Origin of the sequence: Gordonia sp. Swx-4 (genome assembly GCF_030316175.1) — a bacterium.
In the GTDB taxonomy this organism is placed as follows: domain Bacteria; phylum Actinomycetota; class Actinomycetes; order Mycobacteriales; family Mycobacteriaceae; genus Gordonia; species Gordonia alkanivorans.
In genome coordinates this window covers 4,614,994-4,635,469 of the sequence record NZ_CP128197.1, presented here as the reverse complement: position 1 = coordinate 4,635,469, position 20,476 = coordinate 4,614,994, and the positions used below count along the sequence as shown (strand labels likewise).

The 20,476-nt window shown below is 67.2% G+C and carries 20 protein-coding genes; 9 read left to right on the top strand and 11 right to left on the bottom strand.

Features of this window, described 5'->3' with window-relative positions; translation table 11 throughout:
• From PWF70_RS20995 to PWF70_RS20975, 5 genes are all read right to left on the bottom strand, one after another.
• Complete coding sequence (locus tag PWF70_RS20995) at positions 1-906, bottom strand: glycosyltransferase family 2 protein (RefSeq protein WP_042375273.1); 906 nt, start codon at positions 904-906, stop codon at positions 1-3.
• Positions 903-1,880 (bottom strand): hypothetical protein, encoded by a 978-nt coding sequence (locus tag PWF70_RS20990; RefSeq protein WP_006358174.1) that lies wholly within the window; start codon positions 1,878-1,880, stop codon positions 903-905. Before PWF70_RS20990 ends, PWF70_RS20995 begins: the two co-directional genes overlap by 4 nt.
• The gene (locus tag PWF70_RS20985; protein WP_006358173.1) at positions 1,877-2,986 is read right to left on the bottom strand and encodes a glycosyltransferase family 4 protein; all 1,110 of its coding nucleotides are present in this window, start codon (positions 2,984-2,986) and stop codon (positions 1,877-1,879) included. The genes PWF70_RS20990 and PWF70_RS20985 overlap by 4 nt, the downstream gene beginning before the upstream one ends.
• On the bottom strand, positions 2,979-4,145 hold the full coding sequence (locus PWF70_RS20980) for a glycosyltransferase family protein (RefSeq protein ID WP_006358172.1): 1,167 nt from the start codon (positions 4,143-4,145) through the stop codon (positions 2,979-2,981). The genes PWF70_RS20985 and PWF70_RS20980 overlap by 8 nt, the downstream gene beginning before the upstream one ends.
• Before the next feature lie 153 nt (positions 4,146-4,298).
• The gene (locus PWF70_RS20975; RefSeq protein WP_006358171.1) at positions 4,299-4,946 is read right to left on the bottom strand and encodes a PAS and ANTAR domain-containing protein; all 648 of its coding nucleotides are present in this window, start codon (positions 4,944-4,946) and stop codon (positions 4,299-4,301) included.
• A gap of 294 nt (positions 4,947-5,240) precedes the next feature.
• Here PWF70_RS20975 and PWF70_RS20970 point away from each other — a divergent pair, with 294 nt between their 5' ends.
• From PWF70_RS20970 to PWF70_RS20950, 5 genes are all read left to right on the top strand, one after another.
• On the top strand, positions 5,241-6,104 hold the full coding sequence (locus PWF70_RS20970; RefSeq protein WP_006358170.1) for an SDR family oxidoreductase: 864 nt from the start codon (positions 5,241-5,243) through the stop codon (positions 6,102-6,104).
• A gap of 266 nt (positions 6,105-6,370) precedes the next feature.
• Positions 6,371-7,516 carry a CynX/NimT family MFS transporter gene (locus tag PWF70_RS20965; protein WP_006358169.1) on the top strand — a complete coding sequence of 382 codons (1,146 nt, stop codon included), beginning with the start codon at positions 6,371-6,373 and terminating at the stop codon, positions 7,514-7,516.
• Positions 7,517-7,572: 56 nt separating this feature from the next.
• Positions 7,573-8,925: a hydroxysqualene dehydroxylase gene (locus PWF70_RS20960; RefSeq protein ID WP_006358168.1), complete on the top strand. Its 1,353-nt coding sequence runs from the start codon at positions 7,573-7,575 to the stop codon at positions 8,923-8,925.
• 13 nt (positions 8,926-8,938) lie between these two features.
• Entirely contained in the window at positions 8,939-9,727 is a 789-nt protein-coding gene (locus PWF70_RS20955) for a PaaI family thioesterase (protein WP_006358167.1), read from the top strand.
• A 250-nt stretch (positions 9,728-9,977) separates the two neighbouring features.
• Entirely contained in the window at positions 9,978-10,916 is a 939-nt protein-coding gene (locus PWF70_RS20950) for a phytanoyl-CoA dioxygenase family protein (protein WP_006358166.1), read from the top strand.
• A 66-nt stretch (positions 10,917-10,982) separates the two neighbouring features.
• Here the strand turns inward: PWF70_RS20950 and PWF70_RS20945 are convergent, their stop codons facing one another.
• Genes PWF70_RS20945 through PWF70_RS20935 form a run of 3 tightly spaced genes read right to left on the bottom strand, consistent with a single transcriptional unit; the run spans position 10,983 to position 13,983 of the window.
• Entirely contained in the window at positions 10,983-12,122 is a 1,140-nt protein-coding gene (locus PWF70_RS20945; protein ID WP_006358165.1) for a CoA transferase, read from the bottom strand.
• 33 nt (positions 12,123-12,155) lie between these two features.
• Complete coding sequence (locus PWF70_RS20940) at positions 12,156-13,175, bottom strand: MaoC family dehydratase (protein WP_006358164.1); 1,020 nt, start codon at positions 13,173-13,175, stop codon at positions 12,156-12,158.
• Entirely contained in the window at positions 13,168-13,983 is an 816-nt protein-coding gene (locus tag PWF70_RS20935; RefSeq protein WP_081790077.1) for an HpcH/HpaI aldolase/citrate lyase family protein, read from the bottom strand. The genes PWF70_RS20940 and PWF70_RS20935 overlap by 8 nt, the downstream gene beginning before the upstream one ends.
• Before the next feature lie 202 nt (positions 13,984-14,185).
• Here PWF70_RS20935 and PWF70_RS20930 point away from each other — a divergent pair, with 202 nt between their 5' ends.
• Positions 14,186-15,337: an acyl-CoA dehydrogenase family protein gene (locus PWF70_RS20930; RefSeq protein WP_042375229.1), complete on the top strand. Its 1,152-nt coding sequence runs from the start codon at positions 14,186-14,188 to the stop codon at positions 15,335-15,337.
• Between the two features lie 46 nt (positions 15,338-15,383).
• On the top strand, positions 15,384-16,127 hold the full coding sequence (locus tag PWF70_RS20925) for a GntR family transcriptional regulator (protein ID WP_006358161.1): 744 nt from the start codon (positions 15,384-15,386) through the stop codon (positions 16,125-16,127).
• Between the two features lie 72 nt (positions 16,128-16,199).
• Here PWF70_RS20925 and PWF70_RS20920 read toward each other — a convergent pair whose 3' ends face one another.
• Positions 16,200-17,678, bottom strand: a complete 1,479-nt coding sequence (locus PWF70_RS20920) for an MFS transporter (protein WP_006358160.1) — start codon at positions 17,676-17,678, stop codon at positions 16,200-16,202.
• Between the two features lie 95 nt (positions 17,679-17,773).
• Between PWF70_RS20920 and PWF70_RS20915 the strand changes: the two genes are divergently transcribed.
• Positions 17,774-18,277, top strand: coding sequence for a MarR family transcriptional regulator (locus PWF70_RS20915; RefSeq protein ID WP_006358159.1), 504 nt, complete (start codon positions 17,774-17,776; stop codon positions 18,275-18,277).
• Positions 18,274-19,146: an SDR family oxidoreductase gene (locus tag PWF70_RS20910; protein ID WP_006358158.1), complete on the top strand. Its 873-nt coding sequence runs from the start codon at positions 18,274-18,276 to the stop codon at positions 19,144-19,146. The genes PWF70_RS20915 and PWF70_RS20910 overlap by 4 nt, the downstream gene beginning before the upstream one ends.
• Positions 19,147-19,189: 43 nt before the next feature.
• Here the strand turns inward: PWF70_RS20910 and PWF70_RS20905 are convergent, their stop codons facing one another.
• Positions 19,190-19,606, bottom strand: coding sequence for a carboxymuconolactone decarboxylase family protein (locus tag PWF70_RS20905; protein WP_006358157.1), 417 nt, complete (start codon positions 19,604-19,606; stop codon positions 19,190-19,192).
• A 43-nt stretch (positions 19,607-19,649) separates the two neighbouring features.
• Complete coding sequence (locus PWF70_RS20900; RefSeq protein WP_006358156.1) at positions 19,650-20,438, bottom strand: IclR family transcriptional regulator; 789 nt, start codon at positions 20,436-20,438, stop codon at positions 19,650-19,652.
• Between the last annotated feature and the right edge of the window lie 38 nt (positions 20,439-20,476).

Below are 20,476 nucleotides of genomic sequence, written 5' to 3'. Positions count from 1 at the left end.
TCAGCCGGGTAGCGCCTCCGTAGCTGTCCGGCGCCAGTCGTCAGCGGTGTCGTCGTAGCGGATGAGGCCCATCTGCGCGAAGCCGTCCAGCCATCCCTCCATTGGCCATGAGCCCCACCGCCGGTGGAACGTCCGCGCATTGCGGAGGATGTCCTCGAGATGCTCGACGGGGGGATTCGACACCGGGTGATACTGGTGATACGCATCGGCGGCGCCGACCCAGGCGATCCGAAACCCGTTGCGCGCGGCGCACATCGCGAAGTCGGTGTCCTCGCCGCCGTAGCCGCGGTAACCGGTGTGGAATCCCCCGATCTCGAGCCAGTCGGAGACGTGAACCGCGAAGGACAGAGACCAGAACAGCGTCATCGCCGACGACAGTTGCGTCTGGCACGGACCCGGAGCGGGTCGTGCCGGATGGGGATCGAGAAAGCGGTGAAGTTCGCGCGGATCGAAGGTCGGCTGGTCATGCGGCAGGTAGGTCACGGGCCCGCAGTAGAGGAGTCGCAGTTCCGGTGTCGCGGCACAGGAACGGAGATAGCGTTCGATCATGACCGGTCCGGGGATGCAGTCGACGTCCAGGAACACCAGCAGTGTCGCGCCGGCCTCGATCGCGGTGCGGGCACCGGTGTTTCGGGCGTGGGCGAGCGGCAGCGTGCTGGGCTCGTCGCCGATGTGGACCACCCGCATCGGATGCCCCGGTGGCGCCGATTCCGTGACGACGGTGTCGACGCCGGGGTCGTTCATGGCGACGATGACGTGGACGGCGGGACGCACCGTCGAGTACTCGAATGCCTCGAGCTGACGGCGCAGATGCCGGTGGCGTCCCGACACGATGGTGATCACCGCGACGGTTTCGGAGCCGGGGCCGTCGGAGATGCCGTGATCGGAGGCCGGTCCGGTCGTCATCGGGCCACCGCTGCGACAACGCGGGCCGCGCGCTCGGCGGCGCCGGCGGTCTGCCATCGCGACCACATCGGTGCCGAGTCATCGACCGACTCCACGATGGCCCGCCAACGGTCGACGTCGGGCCACGTCGAGGCGACGAGCGCGAGCTCGGACCTCGCGAGGGTGTTCGCGGTGGCTCGCTGTTCGGCGAACGGACGATCCTCCGGCATCACGACCGCGGGGCGTCCGGCCGTGGCGGCATCCGCCACACTTCCCTGGCCTGCACCGATGACGGCGAGGCGGGCGCTGCACAGGAACGGCCACGGGTCTTCGACCCAGGTTCCGAAGGCCGGTCCGAGACCGACCACCTTCAGGTCGGGGAGTGCCTCGGCCAGGCCGGTTGCGGGATGCGATGTTCCCGGATCGCCGCCTGCGCCGGTGAGGACCAGGACGTCGGCGGCGAAGGTCGGATGGCAGACCTGCGGGCGTCCGTCGAATCGGGAGATCCCACCGGTGAAGACGGTCTTGGGGAGGTGCTCGGTCAGCCAGTCCGGCCGATACAGGTCGCCGGGCCAGGGCGCGATGATCGCGTCGGCGGCGCGGTAGGCGAGCTGGTGGGGTAGATCGTCACGCGCACCGGGCATCGCCATGACCACGACGGGCACACCCAGTAGCCGGAGGAACAGGGTGACCTCGACCGACACGTCGACGACCATCGCATCCGGCCGACGGGTCCCGACGAAGTCCGCAATCCGGGCCATCCGGTTGCGCAGCCCCGCGTCACGGCTGGGTGCCCAGTGCAGCAGTCCGCCCGCGTCGACGTCGGTGGGGGCGGGATCGGCGTCGTCCCGGTCGAGGGTGATCACCTCGCTGAAGGCGGGGTCGGTCAGTTCGGCGCTGGTCAGCGCGACGACGTCGGTCTGAAGGTGAGCGGCGATCGCGGCGGACCGGGAACAGTGTCCGCGGCCTTGGTGGTGGACGTAGTAGCCGATCATGCCGGGCACGCCTCCGCAGTCGCCGGGGTGTTCCGGCGTTCCCGGTCGTCCACCATCTCGGTGTAGATGCCGGTGTACCGGTCGATCATCGCGGTGTCGGAGCAGTGCTCCTCGGCGCGTCGGCGTACCTCGCGCCGGTCGAGGGTGAACGCCTTCTCGGCGGCCTCGGCGAGTGCGTCGACGTCGTCGCCCGGAACGAGCACGCCGGCGGTGTCGCCGACGATCTCGGGGATGCCGCCGCGGGCGAATCCGGCCACCGGTGTTCCGCAGGCGAGGGATTCGGCGACGACGAGCCCGTACGGTTCGTTCCACACCGGCGTCACGAGGGCGGCGCCGGCGGAACCGACCAGCCGGGCGAGTTCGTTCTGGTGAAGATGACCCTCGTAGCGGACGCGGTCACCGAGGAACGGGGCGACGCGGTCGCGGAAGTAATGTTCGTCGCTGATCGGTCCGGCGAGCCGCAATCGGCGGCCGGTGATGCGGGCGGCCTCGATCGCGAGATGGGCGCCCTTCTCGGGGACGAACCGGCCGAACCACACCAGGTCGTCTCCGCCGGTGCCGATCGGCCAGTGGTCCAGCTGGACACCGTTGTGCACCACCGGTATCGAGCCGAGAACATGCGACCACGCCTGTGCGGTGTGCCGGCTGACCGCGACGCACCGGGTCTCCGGTGCCAGTGCCAGCGCCGACTCGAGCCAGGGCGTGGGTGGGGTGTGCAGCGTGGTGACCATCGGCGTCTCCACCGATGGGCCCATCGCGACCGGCAGATGATGCAGGCTGTGATTGTGGATCACGTCGAAGTCGCCGGGGTTCCGGGTGAACGAGAGCATCAGCGACAGGTAGGCGTGGTGGTCTTGCAGCACCTCGATCGGCGGCATCGACACATCCGAACGAGCGGCGGCCGACGGCTCGAACAGCTCGGCGCGCAGGCGATCCGAGTCAACCGGCAGGTCGCTTCCGGCGCCGGCGAACAACGTGACCTCGTGGCCGGCCACGGTCAGCGCCCGGGTCAGGTGCCAGACATGGGCCTCGAGGCCGCCGGCGAACGGCTGCGCTATCGGGAATCTGCTGGACGCGACGACTGCGATTCGCAGCGGCTCACGCATCCAGCACTCGCGTGTAGAGGCCGGCGTGCGCCTGGGCGATCGTCGACCGTTGCGTGCGGCGGTCGCGCCACATCGCCGGTGCCGGTCGAGCGGAATATGCCTGGGAGAGTGCGGCAACCAGTGACTCCGGATCGAATCGGTCTTCGGCGAAGTCATAGGTGAAGCACTCCTGCTGCTGGTCATAGAACCCGCAGCTCGGCGCAATCACCGAGGTGCCGAGGTCGTGGCAGGCCTCCAGCCAGCCCGAGTGGGTTCCGAACCGGTAGGGCAGGACCGATGTCGAGATGTTGGCGAGGTAGTCCCACAGCTGATCGTCGGTGTAGTACTCGTGTACCAGAACCCGGGCGTACGGGTGGCGCGACAACGCGAGAGCTGTGGTGCCGAAGTCCGGGTTGTACCAGTGATTCCCGGGGACGAAGACCTCGTCGTGGAGGTTGATCTGGATCGTCATGTCCGGGTAGTCGGATGCTGCCTCCAGCAGCGTCATGATGACGGGGAGCGGGTCCATGTTGGCGCGCAAGCTCTTGGCGTGCACACCCACGATGAACTCGTCGGTCTGTGTCTCCCGCGGGACGAACCGGGCAGGCGGAACGACATGCGGATGCGGGAGCACGGTGGCGGACCGGGCCCAGCGCTGCGCGATCTGTTCGGCCGCACCCGGGGTCAGGGTGATGACCTCGTCGGCGGCCGGGACGAGGAGGTCGAGGACCTCTTCGTGGGCGCCGGGTTCCGGATGGTGCGGGTTGCGGAGGTCGTGCAGCGTGTAGACCAGCGGCTTGTTGTGCCGGTCGAGCTCGGTGAGTATGTCGGCCATCACCGACGGTTCGACGGCGTCGAAGCCGAAGTGGATGTGGAACACGTCGAATTCGTTGTGGTGCTCGGCAATCCACCGCGGATCCAGCATCAGCGGCGGCCACCAGCGACCGGGGACCTCAGCGCCGCCCGCGGGCACCGGATCGGGAAGTCGGGTCACCGACACGGAACCGGTGTCGAGAACGCTGACCGATCCGTTCACCGGTGAGAGGTGCCTCACGTAGACGTGCGACTGAGGGACGGAAGCCACCCGGATGTGTGCGGTACTCGTTCGCGTCGTCCGTGAGCTGTCCACCATCTCGAGGGTTGCCGCACCGCCGAGTTCCCCGCCAAGCCGTCCGTTCACTGTTCCATCCGTTCACTTTGTGACATGAACGGCTGTGTGCTCAACCGGGTCTGCTGGATGCGGCGTACACGCCGCAGAACTGCCGCAAATGGGCACGTCGTGTGCAGATACCCCGGTTGGGGGGTCGTGAAACCACGACGCGCCGCGCGGAACTCAGTTCTCGTTCTGGTGAGCGTTCAGGAGCAGGTGGTCGAAGGATTGGCGCACGGGATCGGGTAGCACCACGTACCTGTGCACGCCCGACACGATGTTCTTGGCCAGCTCGTTGACCTTGACGTTGGCAGTCTGGGACCGCCAGCGCATCACCTCGAAGGCGCGTTCAGGACTGACTCCGTAGGCCATCGAGATCATGCCCTTGGCCTGCTCGATCACACCTTGGTTCTCGCGGAACCGCGCGACGTGCTCGTCGACCTGGAATTTGACCGTCTCTTCGTCGTAACCGGTCAGATCGAGGTAGAAGCCCTCGGCGCCGATCGGTTGGCCGTTGTCGTCGATGATCTGCTGTGAGACCACGGCGACATGATGGACCGTGCCGGAGAGGTCGATGATGCGGTGGCGGCTGGAGAACGGCGTGCGTCGGCTCAGCATCGTCGCGACCATCTCGTCGAACGCATGGCGGTCGTCGGGGTGTTTGTGCCCGGCCAGCAGTTCGGTCGTCGGGGTGACCTCGCCCGGCTCGTAACCGTGCATCTCCGCAACCTCGTCGGACCACCACCATTCCTCGGTGTCGAAGAGGAACCGGAAGCTGCCGACATGCCGTATGCGGGAATCATCGGCAGAAATGTTGTCGATCTTTGGCACGGTCACCCCTAGGACTTCAATAAAAGGCACGCGAAAACAGCACGCCGACGGTCTCGGGCGAAATATGAGCTTACCTGGGATCCGCTGGACGCGAGAAGCGACCCGCGTCGTGCTGCGGCCAGGTGGCCCTGCTTCGAGAAATGGCAGTTCAGAGGCGTGGTTTCGGCGATCTGATCGGCTGGTAGCCAGTCAGCTCGAGCAGGAGATCCCCGACGGGAATCCCTGAACCCGATTCACGTGTGCGATGTGGAGGAGCCAGGGTTTCGACTCCGTCGCAGCGGGCAACCGACGACCATGACCGATCAGGAGAACTCCCCGCACGAAGCGAAGACCATTCCCTACCCGGGTGAGACCGGCGATATGCCCGATCGTCCGCGCGACGAGATGACCGAGTACCGCGGCCGTGATCTGCTCGCGGGTAAGACTGCGCTGATCACCGGTGGCGACTCGGGTATCGGCCGAGCGACCGCCATCGCGTTCGCCAAGGAGGGCGCCGACGTCGCGATCGCCTATCTCGAAGAGGACGAGGATGCGCGGCACACCGTCGAACTCATCGAGGCCGAAGGACGCAAGGCGCGGGCGTACCGCGGGGATCTGGGTGACCCGGGACATTGTGCCGAGGTCGTCGAGCGAACCGTTTCCGAACTCGGCGGCCTGAACATCCTGGTGAACAACGTCGCCTACCAGCAGGTGGTCGACGACTTCCTGGAGGTCGACCCCGAACAGTGGTATCGCACGTTCGACGTGAACATCCACAGCTTCTTCCACACCACCCGCGCCGCCGTGCCTCATCTGACCGGTGGCGGCGTCATCATCAACACCTCGTCGATCAACGGCTTGCGCGGCAACGACAGCCTCATCGACTACTCGGCGACCAAGGGTGCGGTCCTGGCGTTGACGTACTCCCTCGCACAGTCGCTGATGGAGAGGAAGATTCGCGTCAACTGCGTCGCGCCCGGACCGGTGTGGACCCCGCTGATCCCGGCGACGATGCCGGCTGACGCCGTCAAGGACTTCGGGACCCAGGCGCCGATGGGTCGCGCCGCACAGCCCGACGAGATAGCCCCGTCGTATGTCTTCTTCGCGGCCGATCAGCTGTCGTCGTATTACACGGGTGAGGTGCTGGCTCCGATCGGTGGCGAAACGCTCCCCGGCTGAGGAGGTTCGTCGTCAGCGAGCGGTTCGAACGGGAGGAAGGCTCGTTGTAGTTGGCCTACCGCGAGGAACATCGTCGTTCGCGGTGTCCCCTGACCGCCCATGATGTTGTCGTTGCGTGCACGCACCACCGCCGGGACGGGTCGAATGTTAGGTTGCGTAACGATGTCGGTTCCGTCTGTTCCCCGTTCCGCCGCGATCGCGCGGTCCAGGTGATTTCGTCGCGCACGACGCGCCCCCACGAGACGAACGAACGGACCACCGCCGGCGTGATCATCACCGCCGTCGGCGTGATGCTGGTGGCGGCGAACCTCCGTCCCGCCGTGGTGTCGGTGGGGCCGCTGATCGGGACCATCTCCGCCGACGCCGGATTCAGCAGCGCGGTGGCGGGTCTGCTCACCGCGCTGCCCGTCCTGTTCTTCGGCATCTCGGCCCCCGTCGCGCCGCGGCTGGCGAACCGGTTCGGCATCGAACGGGTCATCTTCGGCGCCCTGCTCGTGCTGATCCTCGGCATCGTCGTGCGCCTTGTGCCGTCGTCGATCGCCCTGTTCCTCGGGTCTGCGGTCATCGGCGCTGCCATCGGCACATGCAACGTCGTCCTGCCGGCACTCATCAAGAGGGACTTCGCGCATCGGTCGGGGTTGATGACCGGCTTCTACTCGATGACGCTCTCCGGCGGTGCAGCGGTCGCCTCGGGGGTGAGCGTCCCGATCAACGATGCGCTGGGCGGGGATTGGCGTCTCGCGCTCGCTTCCTGGGGACTTCTCACGCTGGTCGCGGTGGTCGTGTGGGTCCCGCAGCTGTCGTACGTGCACCGGGTGACCGCGGCGACCCCGACGTCGTCGTTGTTGCGGAATCCGATCGCGTGGGCGGTGACCGTCTTCATGGGCACGCAGTCGCTGATCTTCTACACCTTCGTGGCGTGGTTGCCGCAGTATCTGGTCGACGAGAACGGGATGACGCCGGTGGGGGCGGGTGCCGTCGTCGCGTCCGCACAGGTGGTGGCCCTCATCATGTCCTTGGTCGCGCCGATCGTCGCCGGACGGTTCGACGACCAGCGCGCGGTCACCTTCGTGGTGCTCGCCGTCTGTGCGATCGGCTTCATCGGACTGATCGCCACCGACGTGTGGCCGGGGTTCTGGGCGGCGTGCGTGATGGTCGGTCCGGGCGCTTCCATCAGCCTGTCCCTGCTCTTCATGGTTCTTCGCAGCACGGGATCGAAGCAGACCGGCCAGGTGTCCGGGATGGCGCAGTCGGTGGGCTACCTCGCGGCCGCGGTCGGGCCGATCCTGATCGGCCTGATCAATGACATGACCGGTTCGTGGACGGTGGCGATGGCCGTGCTCTCACTTGCCCTGGTGCCGCAGGCCGTCGCAGCCCTCGGCGCGGCCAGGAACGTCAAGATGACGTCCTGAGACGAAGGTGGAGAATCATCTCACGCCGGTGAACGCCGGCGGCTACGCTGTGGCGCATGCATTGCGTGGTCGTTGGTGGGGGACTCGCCGGTCTGGCGTCGGCGGTATGGCTCGCGGAGGCGGGGCAACGGGTGACGCTGCTCGAGCGGCGCGGTTCACTCGGTGGTCGGACCATCTCGATGCCGCTCGCCGCGGTGGACGACGTGCCCGACAACGGCCAGCACGTCTTTGCCAGCGGATACGAGCACCTCATGCGGTACCTCGAGAGTGTCGGTACACGCGAACATGTCGAATTCCCCGGCCACATGACCATGCGGATGCGGGGCGGCGCCACCCGGAGGTCGGCTTTCGGCGGACTGACCGGCCTGCGAGCGGCGCTCGGCGACCTCCCCGGCGTCACCGGGCTCGACCGACTTCGTACCGCCCTCGCCCAGGCCCGGCTGATCCGGCACGCGTTCCGGCAACCCGAATGGCTCGACGAGGTGACCGCCGACGAGTGGTTCCGTCGCATCGGCATGCCGCAGTCGGCGCGCGATGCACTCTGGGACGGCATCGTCATCGGCCTCACCGGCGACAAGACCGAGATCTCGTCGGCGAAGGTTCCGGCCGACCTGCTCGTGACCGGTGCTCGCCGTGCGATCGCGACGCGCACGCCGGTCTCCATCGGATTCCCGACCGTGGACCTCGACACCCTCTTCATCGCCGGAGCGGAAAAGCGTTTCGCCGACGCGGGCGTGGACGTCCGGCATCGCGCCGTGGTCTCGTCGATCGACGTCACCGACCGCGCCGTCACCGGGGTGACGCTCGCCGACGGGGAGAAGGTCGCGGCCGACGCCGTCATCTGCGCGGTGCCCGTGTGGAGCGTGAAGGGACTGCTCGATCAGGTCCCGGGACACGAGCGGATCTATGAAGCCGTCGATAACCTCACCCCCGTACCGATCGTGAGCGTCAACCTCTACCTCGACCGATCGATCGGGATGACCGACTGGGGCGAGATCCTTCATGGCGGAGAGGGAGTGCTGGAACAGGTCTGGGACCGCCAGCGCATGCACGGGCGGGAGCCGAAAGACAATTGGTTCTACTCGACGACGGTGTCGGCGTCGTATGACCTGATCGGCAAGACCAACGCCGAGATCACCGACATCCAGATGGACATGCTGCGCAAGTACTACCCGCAGGCCGCGGACGCACAAGTGATCCACAGCCACGTCGTCCGGATGTCCAAGTCGACGTTCGCCCAGCGCCCCGGGACCGCGGGAATCCGCCCGGACCAGCGCACCGCTGTCGACGGCCTGGCCCTCGCCGGCGACTGGACCAGGACCGACTGGACCACCACGATGGAGGGCGCCTGCCAGAGCGCATCGCGTGCCGTCGACGTGATCCTGGAGTACGCGAACTCCGAACGCTGAGTAAGTTCGTTCCATGCCGACGACTTCGTCTGTCTTCCACATCGGTGGCCCCGAGGTCATGCTGCGGATCAGTGGGCGCGCCGTGTCCGCCGAACGCGGCGAGGCCCGCATCGAGACCGGGCCGTGGCTCGCCGACCCCGCCGCCGGCGTCAACCGGGCGGCGCTTGCCGTCGCCCTCGACGACGTGACCGGATACGTGGTCGATGCGGGCAGCCCCGACGGACGCTGGCCGGTGTCCCTCGGAATCCGCATGGACTTCGTCGCCGACCCGCCCCTCGACGGGACGCCGTTGACCGTCACCGGCGAGATCGTCGCGCGTGACGAGCGGGGTGCGATGACCACGGGAACGGTGTCCGATCCGTCCGGTCGCCCGCTCGCGACGGTCGTCCAGCGCTCGCATCTCGTCGACGCCCCGACGGTCCCGGGGGCACATGCGACTGCCGAGGTCCTCGACGCGCCTGTGAGTCCGGTGCGCGAGCAGTTGGGTCTCGTGTCCACCGCCGCCGACGTGCTCACCATGGCCCCGACGGCCCTGTCGGCCAACGGCATGGGCAGCGTGCACGGTGGAATCCTCATCTGCGCTTCCGAACTCGCCGCGATGTCCTCGGTCGAGGCGAACGGGCAGCTGCGCACCACCAGCATCGACATCACCTACGTGCGTCCGTGCAATGCCGCCGACACCACCACGTTCACCTCGGAGACCCTGCATCGCGGACGAAGTCTCTCGGTCGTCCGGGTCGTGTCGGCGAATTCGTCGGGCAAGCCCTCGTCGATCGCGACCGTGGTCCTGCAACACGTCTGAGATACACCCCCCAACTCGGGGTTTCGCAAGCGGCATACCAGCATGGTTGCGGGGGACCGCATTTCCCTGGCAAGGTGCACTCATACGGCCTGATCAGGCGCGTGCAGCTGATCGCGCGCCCCGTGCAGCCGTACCGTCTCGCGGTCCGCCGTCCTGTGATGCGGACTCGCGCACAACACAATCACCTTGCCTGCCGCCGGATGTTTGTGCCCGAGCGGCCTGCCGGATGAGGGAAAGGATCGAATCGATCGTGGTAACTCAAACAGCAAACCAGAACACTCAGATCACAAAAACCGAAATCCCGAAGAACGGCGATCAGGCGCGCGGCGTCGACGTGTACCGGACCCGTCTCGCCCACCGCAGCCAGATCGAACCGCGCCCTCACAACACCGTGTGGGGCAGCATGGGGAACCCGGGACCGTTGTCGGCCCCCGAGCTGCGTCATTACGCCGACCGCGGGTACCACACCGAGAACAAGGTCCTGTCGGCCGCGGATATCGACGCATGCCTCCGCGAGGTCTCCGACATCACCGACCGTCTCGGGGAGGACGACCGGGTGATCCGCGAATCCTCCAGCGGAGACGTACGTTCGCTGTTCGCGGTTCACAAGCTCAGCGACCTCATCGCCGAGATCTGCGATCGTGATGCGATTCGCGGTGTCGCAGAACAGATCCTGGACGACGAGGTTACGATCCACCAGAGTCGGATCAACCTGAAGCCGGGCTTCGCCGGAGGACCTTTCTACTGGCACTCCGACTTCGAGACCTGGCACGCCGAGGACGGGATGCCGGCACCACGAGCACTCAGCGTCTCGCTGGCGCTCACCCCGAACCTGTCCACCAACGGCCCGTTGATGATCATCCCCGGGTCGCATCGCCGCTTCGTCAGCTGCGTCGGCGCGACTCCCGATGGTTACCACCGGGAATCACTGACCTCGTACCGGCCGCCGTTCGGCACGCCGGAAGAGGAGGATGTCGCAACCCTCGCCGACGAGCTCGGGATCGACACGATCACCGGACCGGCGGGTTCGGCGCTCTACTTCGACTCCAACTGCCTGCACGCCTCGGCCGGCAACATCACGCCGTACCCGCGGAGCAACCTCTTCGTCGTGTTCAACGCGAAGGCGAATGCCCTGCAGGAACCGTTCGGCGGCACCGCACCACGGCCGGACCACCTCGCGCACAGGTGACCTGAACACAGTGCGGGATCAGTGCCGGAAAACGGCACTGATCCCGCACTCTGTCTGTTGGGGGCGTCAGAATCCCGCCGACGATCCCAGCTCCGGGGCGGGTCCGGCGAAGTAGTGCTCACCGTCGAACCGGGCCGGGAGGCCGGCAGCGAGGTACGTGCCGATGCCCGGTTGGTACAGCTCGGTGAACAGCGGATTCTGCTGCAGCACACCTGATTCGACGACCTCGTCGAATGTTCGATAGCGCTCCGACAACACCGCGCTCTTCGACAGGGCCTCGTCGACCTCGGCGGCGGAGTGGCGTGCGAACCACGCGGCGAACAGTGGGGTGAGGACCCCACGATGGATGTACCGGTCGGCTTCGGTGGTGAAGTCGGCACCGAGGGCCTTCTCGATCGCCGCCACCGCGTCGCCGGTCTCGGTCATCGCGACCAGGTCCCGGAAGTGACGCGGGGTGAGGGCGACGAGCATGAACCGGCCGCCGTCGGCAGTGACGAAATCCGTTCCGTACGTGCCGTAGACGTCGTTCCCGGTCGCCGGCCGGCTGCCGACGCCGAGTTGCGGTTCGGTGAGGTAGCCGAGCGTTCCCGCGATCGCCAGGGCGGTGTCCTCCAGCGGCAGCGTGATCTGGGCGCCGGCGCCGGTCTGATCGCGGCGTCGGACGGCGGCGGTGATCGCAAGTGCTGCATACAAGCCGCAGGCGACATCCCACGCGGGCAGGGCATGGTTGACCACACCCGCGTAGTCGGTGGGACCGGTGATCGCCGGGAAACCCAGCGCCGCGTTGACCGTGTAGTCGACGCCGGGCGTGCCGTCGGTACGACCGAGGAGTTCCAGGGAGATGACGTCGGATCGCTTGGCCGAGAGGGTTTCGTGACTCATCCACGCCCGGCCACCGGCGTTGGTGACGAGGATGCCGCCACCGGGACCGCTCTCGGTGACGAGGTCCTGGATCAGCTTCTGTCCCTCGGGTTCCCGGAAGTTCGCGGTCACCGACTTCTTGCCGCGGTTGAGGCCGGTCCAGTAGATGGAGTTGCCGTCGTCGGTGACCGGCCAGCGGTTGGTGTCGGCCGCGCCGCCGATGGGGTCGACGCGGATCACCTCGGCGCCGAGCTGCGACAGTGTCAGACCGCACAGAGGTGATGCGACAAAGCTCGACACCTCCACGATGCGGAGACCCTTGAGGGGGCGGGTGTTGGTGCTCATGGGCGAAAGATCCTCCGGAAAGTGTGTTTCGGGTCAGGCCATCAGGACGTGGTAGCGCCAGTCGAGGACGTCGCGGTCCTCGGCTGACTGGTCGTCACCGTCGCCATGGGCGACGACCTTCGACCGGAGCCGCAGGACTCCACCGCCTCCGGCCAGCGGCGTCGCTTCCTCGACGTGGATCTCCGAACTCAGGGTGTCGCCCTCCCGGACGGGTCCGGTGTGATCGCAGGAGTCCCACGCCACCACTGTGACCAGGTTCGGCAGCGCCCGATTGGCCTGTGACAGAGCGAGTCCGATGGTGTGGCCGCCGTAGACCAGGCGTCCGCCGGCCGCCTTGCCGGCCACTCGCTCGTCGTGGTGGGTGGCCGCGATGTTCAGCGACAGGCGAGCGAGTTCCGGTGCGCTGGAGACGACGTCGGAGCTCGAACGGTAGACGCGTCCGGCCAGGTCGGGGGAGAAGTGCTGGCCGCCGACCGATGACCGGAAGGTGGCCAGATCCCAGCCGGGCAACGCCGGTTCGGCGTCGTCGCCGGGCCCGACGGTGCTCAGATCGTCGGCGTGCACGGTGCGGCCGGGGTCGGCATCCGGGGACAGCGGCAGCATCGCGCAGCGGTAGAAGTCGAGGACCGTCGCGCCGTTCTGGTCGGTGGTGATCATGTGCAGCGCGGCCAGACCGGTCGGGGCGCGGCCGGGCTTGGACTTGTTCTCCCGTAGCCCGACGACCTCGGTCACGGTGGTGAGCGTGTCGCCGATCTTCGGGTAGCTCAGGAAACGCAGCCCGCGGTAGAAGAGGTTGGCCTTGACATGGTGGGTGGCCAGCGTCGACTGCCCGATCGCGACGTCGGTGACGAGTCCGGGATGTGCGAGTGTGCCCTCGCCCAGGACGCGGCCCGCCAGATGTGCGTCCAGCGAAAGCCTCAGTCGGTCACCGAGAATCGCCTGATGGGAGGCGGCGAGACCGGAGGTGAGCGTCAGGGACGGAGCGTCGTCGAAGACCTGTCCGTGCGTCAGTTCGTCGAAGTAGGGTCCGCCGACGGCGATGGCTTCACTCATCGACTGCTCCCTTCGCGAGGACGCGGCGAGCGGAGACGGCAAGCGCCTCGTCGAGCATCCGGCCGTCGAGTTCGGCGGCACCGGCACCTGCGGCCGCAGCCTTCTCCAGCGCCTCGAGCACGCGTCGCGCATCCTCGATGGCGTCCGCGTCCGGGGTGAAGATCTCGATGGCGCTTGCCAACTGGGCCGGGTGGATCACCCAGGTGCCGTCGAAGCCGAGGTCGCGGACCCAACGCTTCGCGTCGCGGAAGGTGTCGTCGTCGGCGATGGTCAGGTGCGGGCCGTCGATCACGTCGACGCCGGCGGCGCGGGCGGCCAGCAGCACCGAGTCCTGAACCACGTGCCAGGTCTGCATCGGCAGGCCCGACGACCGGCCGAGTGACGCGCCGAGATCGGCGTAACCGATGAGGACGGCGTCGAGGCGGTCGGTTGCCCCGCAGATCGCTCCGGCATCGCGAATCCCGCGCGGGGTCTCGAGCAGGGCCTGGAGGCGGACAGCCGAATCGCCGAGCTGCTTGTCGGCCTCCTTCAGATCGTTCGGGGTGTCGGCCTTGGGGAGCACCACCGAGGTCAGGTTCGGCATCTGCGCGCACGCGGACAGGTCCTCCGCGGCCCACGGGGTGTCGATGGCGTTGATGCGCAGCGAGACCGCCCGATCGCCACCGAACTCGGCGACGAGTTCAGCAGCGGCCGCACGGGCCGAGTCCTTGTTGGCCGGGGTGACCGCGTCCTCGAGGTCGAGGACCACCTCGTCGGCGATGGAGGCCAGCGCCTTGCGTGCCTTGCGGTCGTCGGAGGCCGGAGCCACCAGAACGCCTCGTCTTCTCTGCACCATTGCTCCCAAATGATCGTGACAACCCGGCTGTCGGGTATCAAATGTGCGGCCAAAGTGTGCCGTCACGGTTGTATCAGACCTGGATGTCTGTTGGAAAGGTTGACATAGGTACGGCGGATAGACAAAATGGCCGTACAAATCAACCGGACCACGATGATCACAGGTGAGCCCCTCCATGAGCACGCTGTCAGCCGAAGAATCCTTCCTCGTCGAGACCGTTCGGTCCTTCGTCGACCGCGAGGTCAAGCCGACCGTGCAGGACGTCGAGCACGCCAATGAGTACCCCGAGAAGTGGATCGAGCAGATGAAGCAGATCGGGATCTACGGCCTGGCCGTGCCCGAGGAGTACGGCGGCTCGCCGGTGTCGATGCCCTGCTATGCGCGGGTGACCCAGGAACTCGCCCGGGGCTGGATGAGCCTCGCGGGAGCGATGGGCGGTCACACCGTTGTCGCCAAGCTGCTGACGCTGTTCGGCACCGAGGAGCAGAAGCAGAACTACCTGCCGCGGATGGCCACGGGCGAGATGCGGGCGACGATGGCGCTGACCGAGCCCGGCGGTGGTTCCGACCTGCAGGCGATGTCGACCGTGGCCAAGGAGGACGGCGACGAGCTGGTCATCAGTGGCGCGAAGACCTGGATCAGCAACGCGCGACGCTCCGGGCTCATCGCCCTGCTGTGCAAGACCGATCCGGCGGCACAGCCGCGGCATAAGGGCATCTCGATCGTCCTCGTCGAACACGGTCCCGGACTGACGGTCTCACGCGACCTGCCCAAGCTGGGCTACAAGGGCGTGGAGAGTTGTGAACTCTCCTTCGACGGGTACCGCGCACCCAAGTCGGCGATCCTCGGCACCGTGCCCGGCAAGGGTTTCGGACAGATGATGAAGGGGTTGGAGACCGGCCGCATCCAGGTCGCCTGTCGCGCACTGGGTGTGGCGACGGCCGCTCTCGAGGACTCGCTGGCCTACGCACAGCAGCGCGAATCCTTCGGCCAGCCGATCTGGAAACACCAGTCGATCGGCAACTACCTCGCCGACATGGCGACCAAGCTGACCGCGGCCCGCCAGCTCACCTGGCACGCGGCCGACCAGTACGACAAGGGCGAACGCTGCGACATGGAGGCCGGTATGGCCAAGCTGTACGCCTCCGAGGTCGCGATGGAGATCGCCCTCAACGCCGTTCGCATCCACGGCGGCTACGGTTACTCCACCGAGTTCGACGTCGAACGGTACTTCCGCGACGCACCGCTGATGATCGTCGGCGAGGGCACCAACGAGATCCAGCGCAACGTGATCGCCGCGCAGCTCGTGGCACGGGGCGGTATCTGACGGCGTCGTCTCGTCAGCGGAAGCGGTACTCGAACAGGGGAGTGGGATGAGCGAGGTCGGGCAGTCCGAGCCGGCGTACAAGGTGCTGGCCGCCGAACTGCGCTCGCACATCGCGCAGGGGCGCTACAAGGGCGGCGTCCGGCTGCCCACCGAGTCCGAGCTGTCGCAGGAGTACGGGCTGAGCAGGCAGACGGTGCGCCGGGCCTTCCTCGAACTGGTCACCGAGGGTTCGGTCTACCGCGTGCCCGGTCGAGGGACCTTCGCGACCGAGAACGCCGGTCAGTATCTTCGGCAGCTCGGTTCGATCGACGATCTGATGAACCTCTCGACCGACACCGAGATGCAGGTCCTCGAATCACCCTCGCGTCGAGTCGATCTCGAAGCGGCCGGGCGCCTGCGACTCGATACCGATGTTGTCTACCGGATCGTGTTCCAGCGATTCCACGACGGTGTGCCGTTCGTGGTCACCACCGTGTCGTGGCCCGAGTCGGTGGCCCGGCTGGTGATCGACGCGCCCGAGGTGAAGTCCGGGGCGACAAGCGATCACACGATGATCGGCCTGCTCGAACCCCACCTGCAGTATCCGATCGAGGAGTGCGCGCAGTCGATCACGGCCACCACCGCAGACGCTGACACCGCTCGGCGTCTCGGTTGTCCGGAGGGGCACGCCGTGCTGCGCGTCGACCGGCTCTACACCGACTCGCGGGGGCGGGCCGTCGAACTCGCGGTGAGCTACTTCCTCCCCGAGCACTACACGTATCGGGTGACGCTGCGCCGTAGCGGACTCTGAGGAAATGTCCGAAACACGAAGCGGCCCGGCAGTTCTCGTCGACTGCCGGGCCACTTCGCGCGGTGGGGAGGGTCAGTGCCCGGCACGCAACGGCTGCTCCTCGACGAGGCCCGAGGCCTTGCCCCTGGTGGGGATCAGCAGGGTGATCGCCACGCCGATGAAGGCTGCGGCGGCCGCGATCAGGAAGCACCAGGTGAATGTCGACTCGTCGGGAACCTCGGTGCCACCCAGCGAGATGGTTGCGCTGGCGAGGATGAGGGCCATGACGGCGGAGGCGACGGTGGTGCCCAGCGAGCGCATCAAGCCGTTCAGCCCGACGGCCGCGCCGGCCTCGGTGGGCGGCACCGAACCCATGATCAGGGTCGGCATGGCCGCGTAGCCGATGCCCACGCCGATGGCGCAGATGATCGAGGCCAGCATCAGCTTCCACGCCGCGTCCATGAGGAAGAAGGCGAAGATGTAGCCGATGCCGAGGATGCTCGCGCCGATGGCGAGGGTGAACTTGGCGCCGATCCGGTTGATCAGCAGACCCGACAGCGGGGCGAAGAACATCATCATCAGACCGCCGGGGGCCATCCACAGACCTGCGGCCAGGATCGACTGTCCCAGGCCGTATCCGGTCGCCTCGGGCAGACGGAAGAGCATCGGCAGGATGATCGACTGCGCCATCATGCCGAAGCCGATGGCGGCCGCCGCGATGTTCGTCAGCAGCACGGCGGGGCGGGCCGAGGTGCGGAGATCGACCAGCGGCTCCTTCTGGCGGAGTTCGAAGAATCCCCAGGCGACGAGAACGGCGATACCGCCGATGCCCAGGCCGAGAGTGCTGCCCGAGGTCCAGCCCCAGTCGTTGGCCTTCGACACCGCGATGAGGAAGGCGGAAAGACCTATGGCCAGGCCGATGGCGCCGGGGATGTCGAGACGTCCGCCGGCGGAGTTGTTCACGCGGGGGACCAGGACGAGGACGGCGATCACGATGAGCACGCCGAGCCCGGTGGCGACGTAGAAGAGGGCGTGCCAGTCCCAGGTCTCGACGATCCAGGCCGACAGCGGCAGGCCGATGGCGCCGCCGACGCCGAGGGTCGCCGACATCGCGGCCACGGCCATGGACGTGATGCGCGGCGGGGTGATCTCACGGATCAGGCTCATGCCGACCGGGATGAAGCCCATGGCCAGACCCTGGACGCCGCGACCGATGATCAGCGGGATCAGGGAGTCGCCGAGTGCGCAGAGCAGCGAACCCAGCGTGAGCAGTACGGCGCTGGCGAGCAGCACGCGCTGCTTGCCGAACATGTCGCCGAGGCGGCCGGCGATGGGCATCGCGACGGCTGCCGCGAGCAGGGTGGCGGTGATGACCCAGGAAGCGTTGCCGATCGAGGTCCCGAGGAGACGTGGCAGATCGGGCTGGATCGGGATGATCAGTGTCTGCATCAGCGAGGCGACGAGGCCGCCGAAGCAGAGCACCACGACGCTGCCGATGGCGCCCGCGGGTGCCTTGTCGGCCGCGACTGCGACCTGGTCGTCGGCAGGCGCCCGACCTTGTACGTGGCTCATTTTTGAGACCTCCTTCGAGGTATGCAGCATACATATGTAACGTACATAGGCAAACCGGACAGTAGATTGTCCTGGTCGAATGTGATGGAGGAGTCATGCCCGAGGACCACACGCCGTGGCAATCGCCGGTACATCGTGACCTGGCGGCTGAATTGCTGCGCATGTCCCGGCGCCGAAGTCTCGTCCATCCGTCGGTGGGACTGGAGAAGTCGGCCTTCGCCATCCTGTGGGTTCTGTCCGACGGCCGGCCGCGCACGCTTCGTGAACTGACCGAGGAACTCGAACTCGAACAATCAACGGTCAACCGTCAGGTGAATGCCGCGATCAAGCACGGCTACCTCGAGCGCTTCGAGGTCGCGGACTCGGTCTCGAAGCTGATCCGCCCGACCGAGGAGGGCCGCGAGGCCTTCAAACGTGACGGATTGCTGCGGGCGCAGCGACTCGAGCAGGTCTTCGCCGACCTCGGGCCGGGCAGTCCGGAGGGGCTCCTCCACGAATTGCGGGCATTCAACGACGCCTATGAACGGACGCAGGACCGGCACGGTGCCGGCCGGCGTGACAAGAAGAGCGAACAGAGATTCAGGAGAGGGCTGATATGACCAGTGGGGGCGGCACGTACGCGGTGACCGGATCGGCGTCGGGGATGGGTGCGGCGGTTGCCGAATCCCTCCGGGCGGAGGGGCACACGGTGATCGGCGTCGATCTGCGGGATGCAGATGTCGTCGCCGACCTGTCGACCGCGGCCGGTCGGCGCGCGGCTGCCGACGAGGTCCTCGCCAAGGCGGGCGGCAAGCTCGACGGTGCGGTCCTCGCCGCCGGTATGGGGCCGAGTAAGGGGCGCGAGCGGATGATCACCGAGGTCAACGTCCTCGGCGTCACCGACCTGCTGACCGCCTGGCGTCCCGCTCTCGCCGCGGCCGACAAGGCGAAAGTCGTTGTTTTCGGCTCTAATTCGACGACCGTGACCCCGCTGGTGCCGCGCGGTGCGGTCCGGCGCCTCATCAACGGCGACACCGCGGGCGCGACCCGGCAGATCCTCCGGCGCCGCGGTGTCACCGCGCCGGTCGCGTACGCGGCGTCGAAGGTCGCGGTCACCCAGTGGGTCCGTTGGCAGGGCACCAAGCCGGAGTGGGCGGGCGAGGGCATCCGGGTCAACGTGATCGCACCCGGCCCGGTGATGACACCCCTGCTCCAGTCGCAGCTCGACAGCCCGCAGGCCAAGAGCGTGAAGTCGTTCCCGGTGCCCGTGCGCGAATACGGGACCCCGGAGCAACTCGCCGCGTGGGTGATGATCATGCTGTCCCCGGCCGCAGACTTCATGGCCGGCACTGTCATCACCGTCGACGGTGGGACCGAGGCCCTGATGCGTACCCGGGACTGGCCCAAGCCGCTGCCGGTGCGCGGGATGCCCAAGCTGCTGTGGAAGATGTACCGCGCACCGAAGGACGGGCAGGTAGCCCAGTACTGATCGCGGTGGTCAGTACTGGGCGGGAACCTACCCGGCTCGGGCTTCAGTCGGCCTGGTCGGCGGCGTCGAGTTCGCGGAGTACACGCTCCGCGTTGCGGAAGGCCTCGAGAGCAGCTGGTACACCGACATATACGGCGGTCTGCAGGAGTGCTTCCTGGATCTCCTCGTCGGTGACCCCGTTGGCACGTGCACCGCGCACGTGCGTCGAGAACTCGGTCTGCCGGTTGAGGGCGGTCAGCATGACCAGGTTCAGCAGGCTCCGCGTTCGGCGGTCGAGGCCCTCGCGGGTCCAGATGCCGCCCCAGCAGTACTCGGTGACGAGATCCTGCATGGGCTGACCGAACTCGGTCACCGCCGACAGTGCCTTGTCCACGTAGGCGTCACCGAGGACGGTCTTGCGCATCGCCAGGCCGGCGTCGTAGAGCTCCGAATGTGGTGCGGTGGTCGAGGTCGTTGTCATGAGTAATCTCCTTGATCAAACGGTTGGGATGGGAAAAGCGTTGTCACAGAGCGGGACCCAGCTGAGTACCCGGCGGCGTCCGGGCGAGCACCCGTTCGATGTCCTGCGCGGTGTGACGGAGTTGTTCGGCGATCTCGGGAACCCGTTCCGGGGTCAGCCGATAGGCGGGGCCTCCCACCCAGATCGCGTAGGGCACGGTGCCGTTGACCCGAACCGGGCAGGCAACCGAGGCGGCCCCCGGCTCGAGCTCGTCGCGGGAGGACGCGTAACCCCGGTCCGCGGTCACCGCGAGTTCCTCGAGGAAGCCGTCAAGATCTCTCCCGCGTGAGGAATCCCGGAACTGCGGATCGGATTCGAGGTCCTGACGCACCGCCGCGGGATCACCGAGCGAGAGGAAGACCTTGCCGGTCGAGGTCGACCACGCCGGTTGCATGCGCGGCACCGCACGACGTCCGAGCCCGATGTTGTGCGGCGAGGCAGTCTGGGCGAGCACCATCACGGTGTTGGTGCCCTTGACCGCCTGGTCGAGTCCGCACGTTTCCATCGCCTGCGTGGCGAGCGTTTCCAGCAATCGGTTCACGTACGACAGCGCGGTGTCCCGGTCCGACGTCGGGCTGAGCATGAGCAGCACCGACAGGGACATGTGGAAGCGCTTCGTGTCCTCGTTGAGGACCACCCAGTCCTCGGCTGCCAGTGACAGCAGAATCCGGTGGCAGGTCGCCTTGGGGATGTCGGTGAGTCGGGCGACCCCGGACAGGCCGATGCCGTTCGGACTCGCGGCGACGGTCTGCAGGACGCGGAGAGTCTTCTGTACCAGCCCGGCATCGGCCACGGGTTCTCCTCAGATCGGTGTGATTGCAGGGGAAGCGG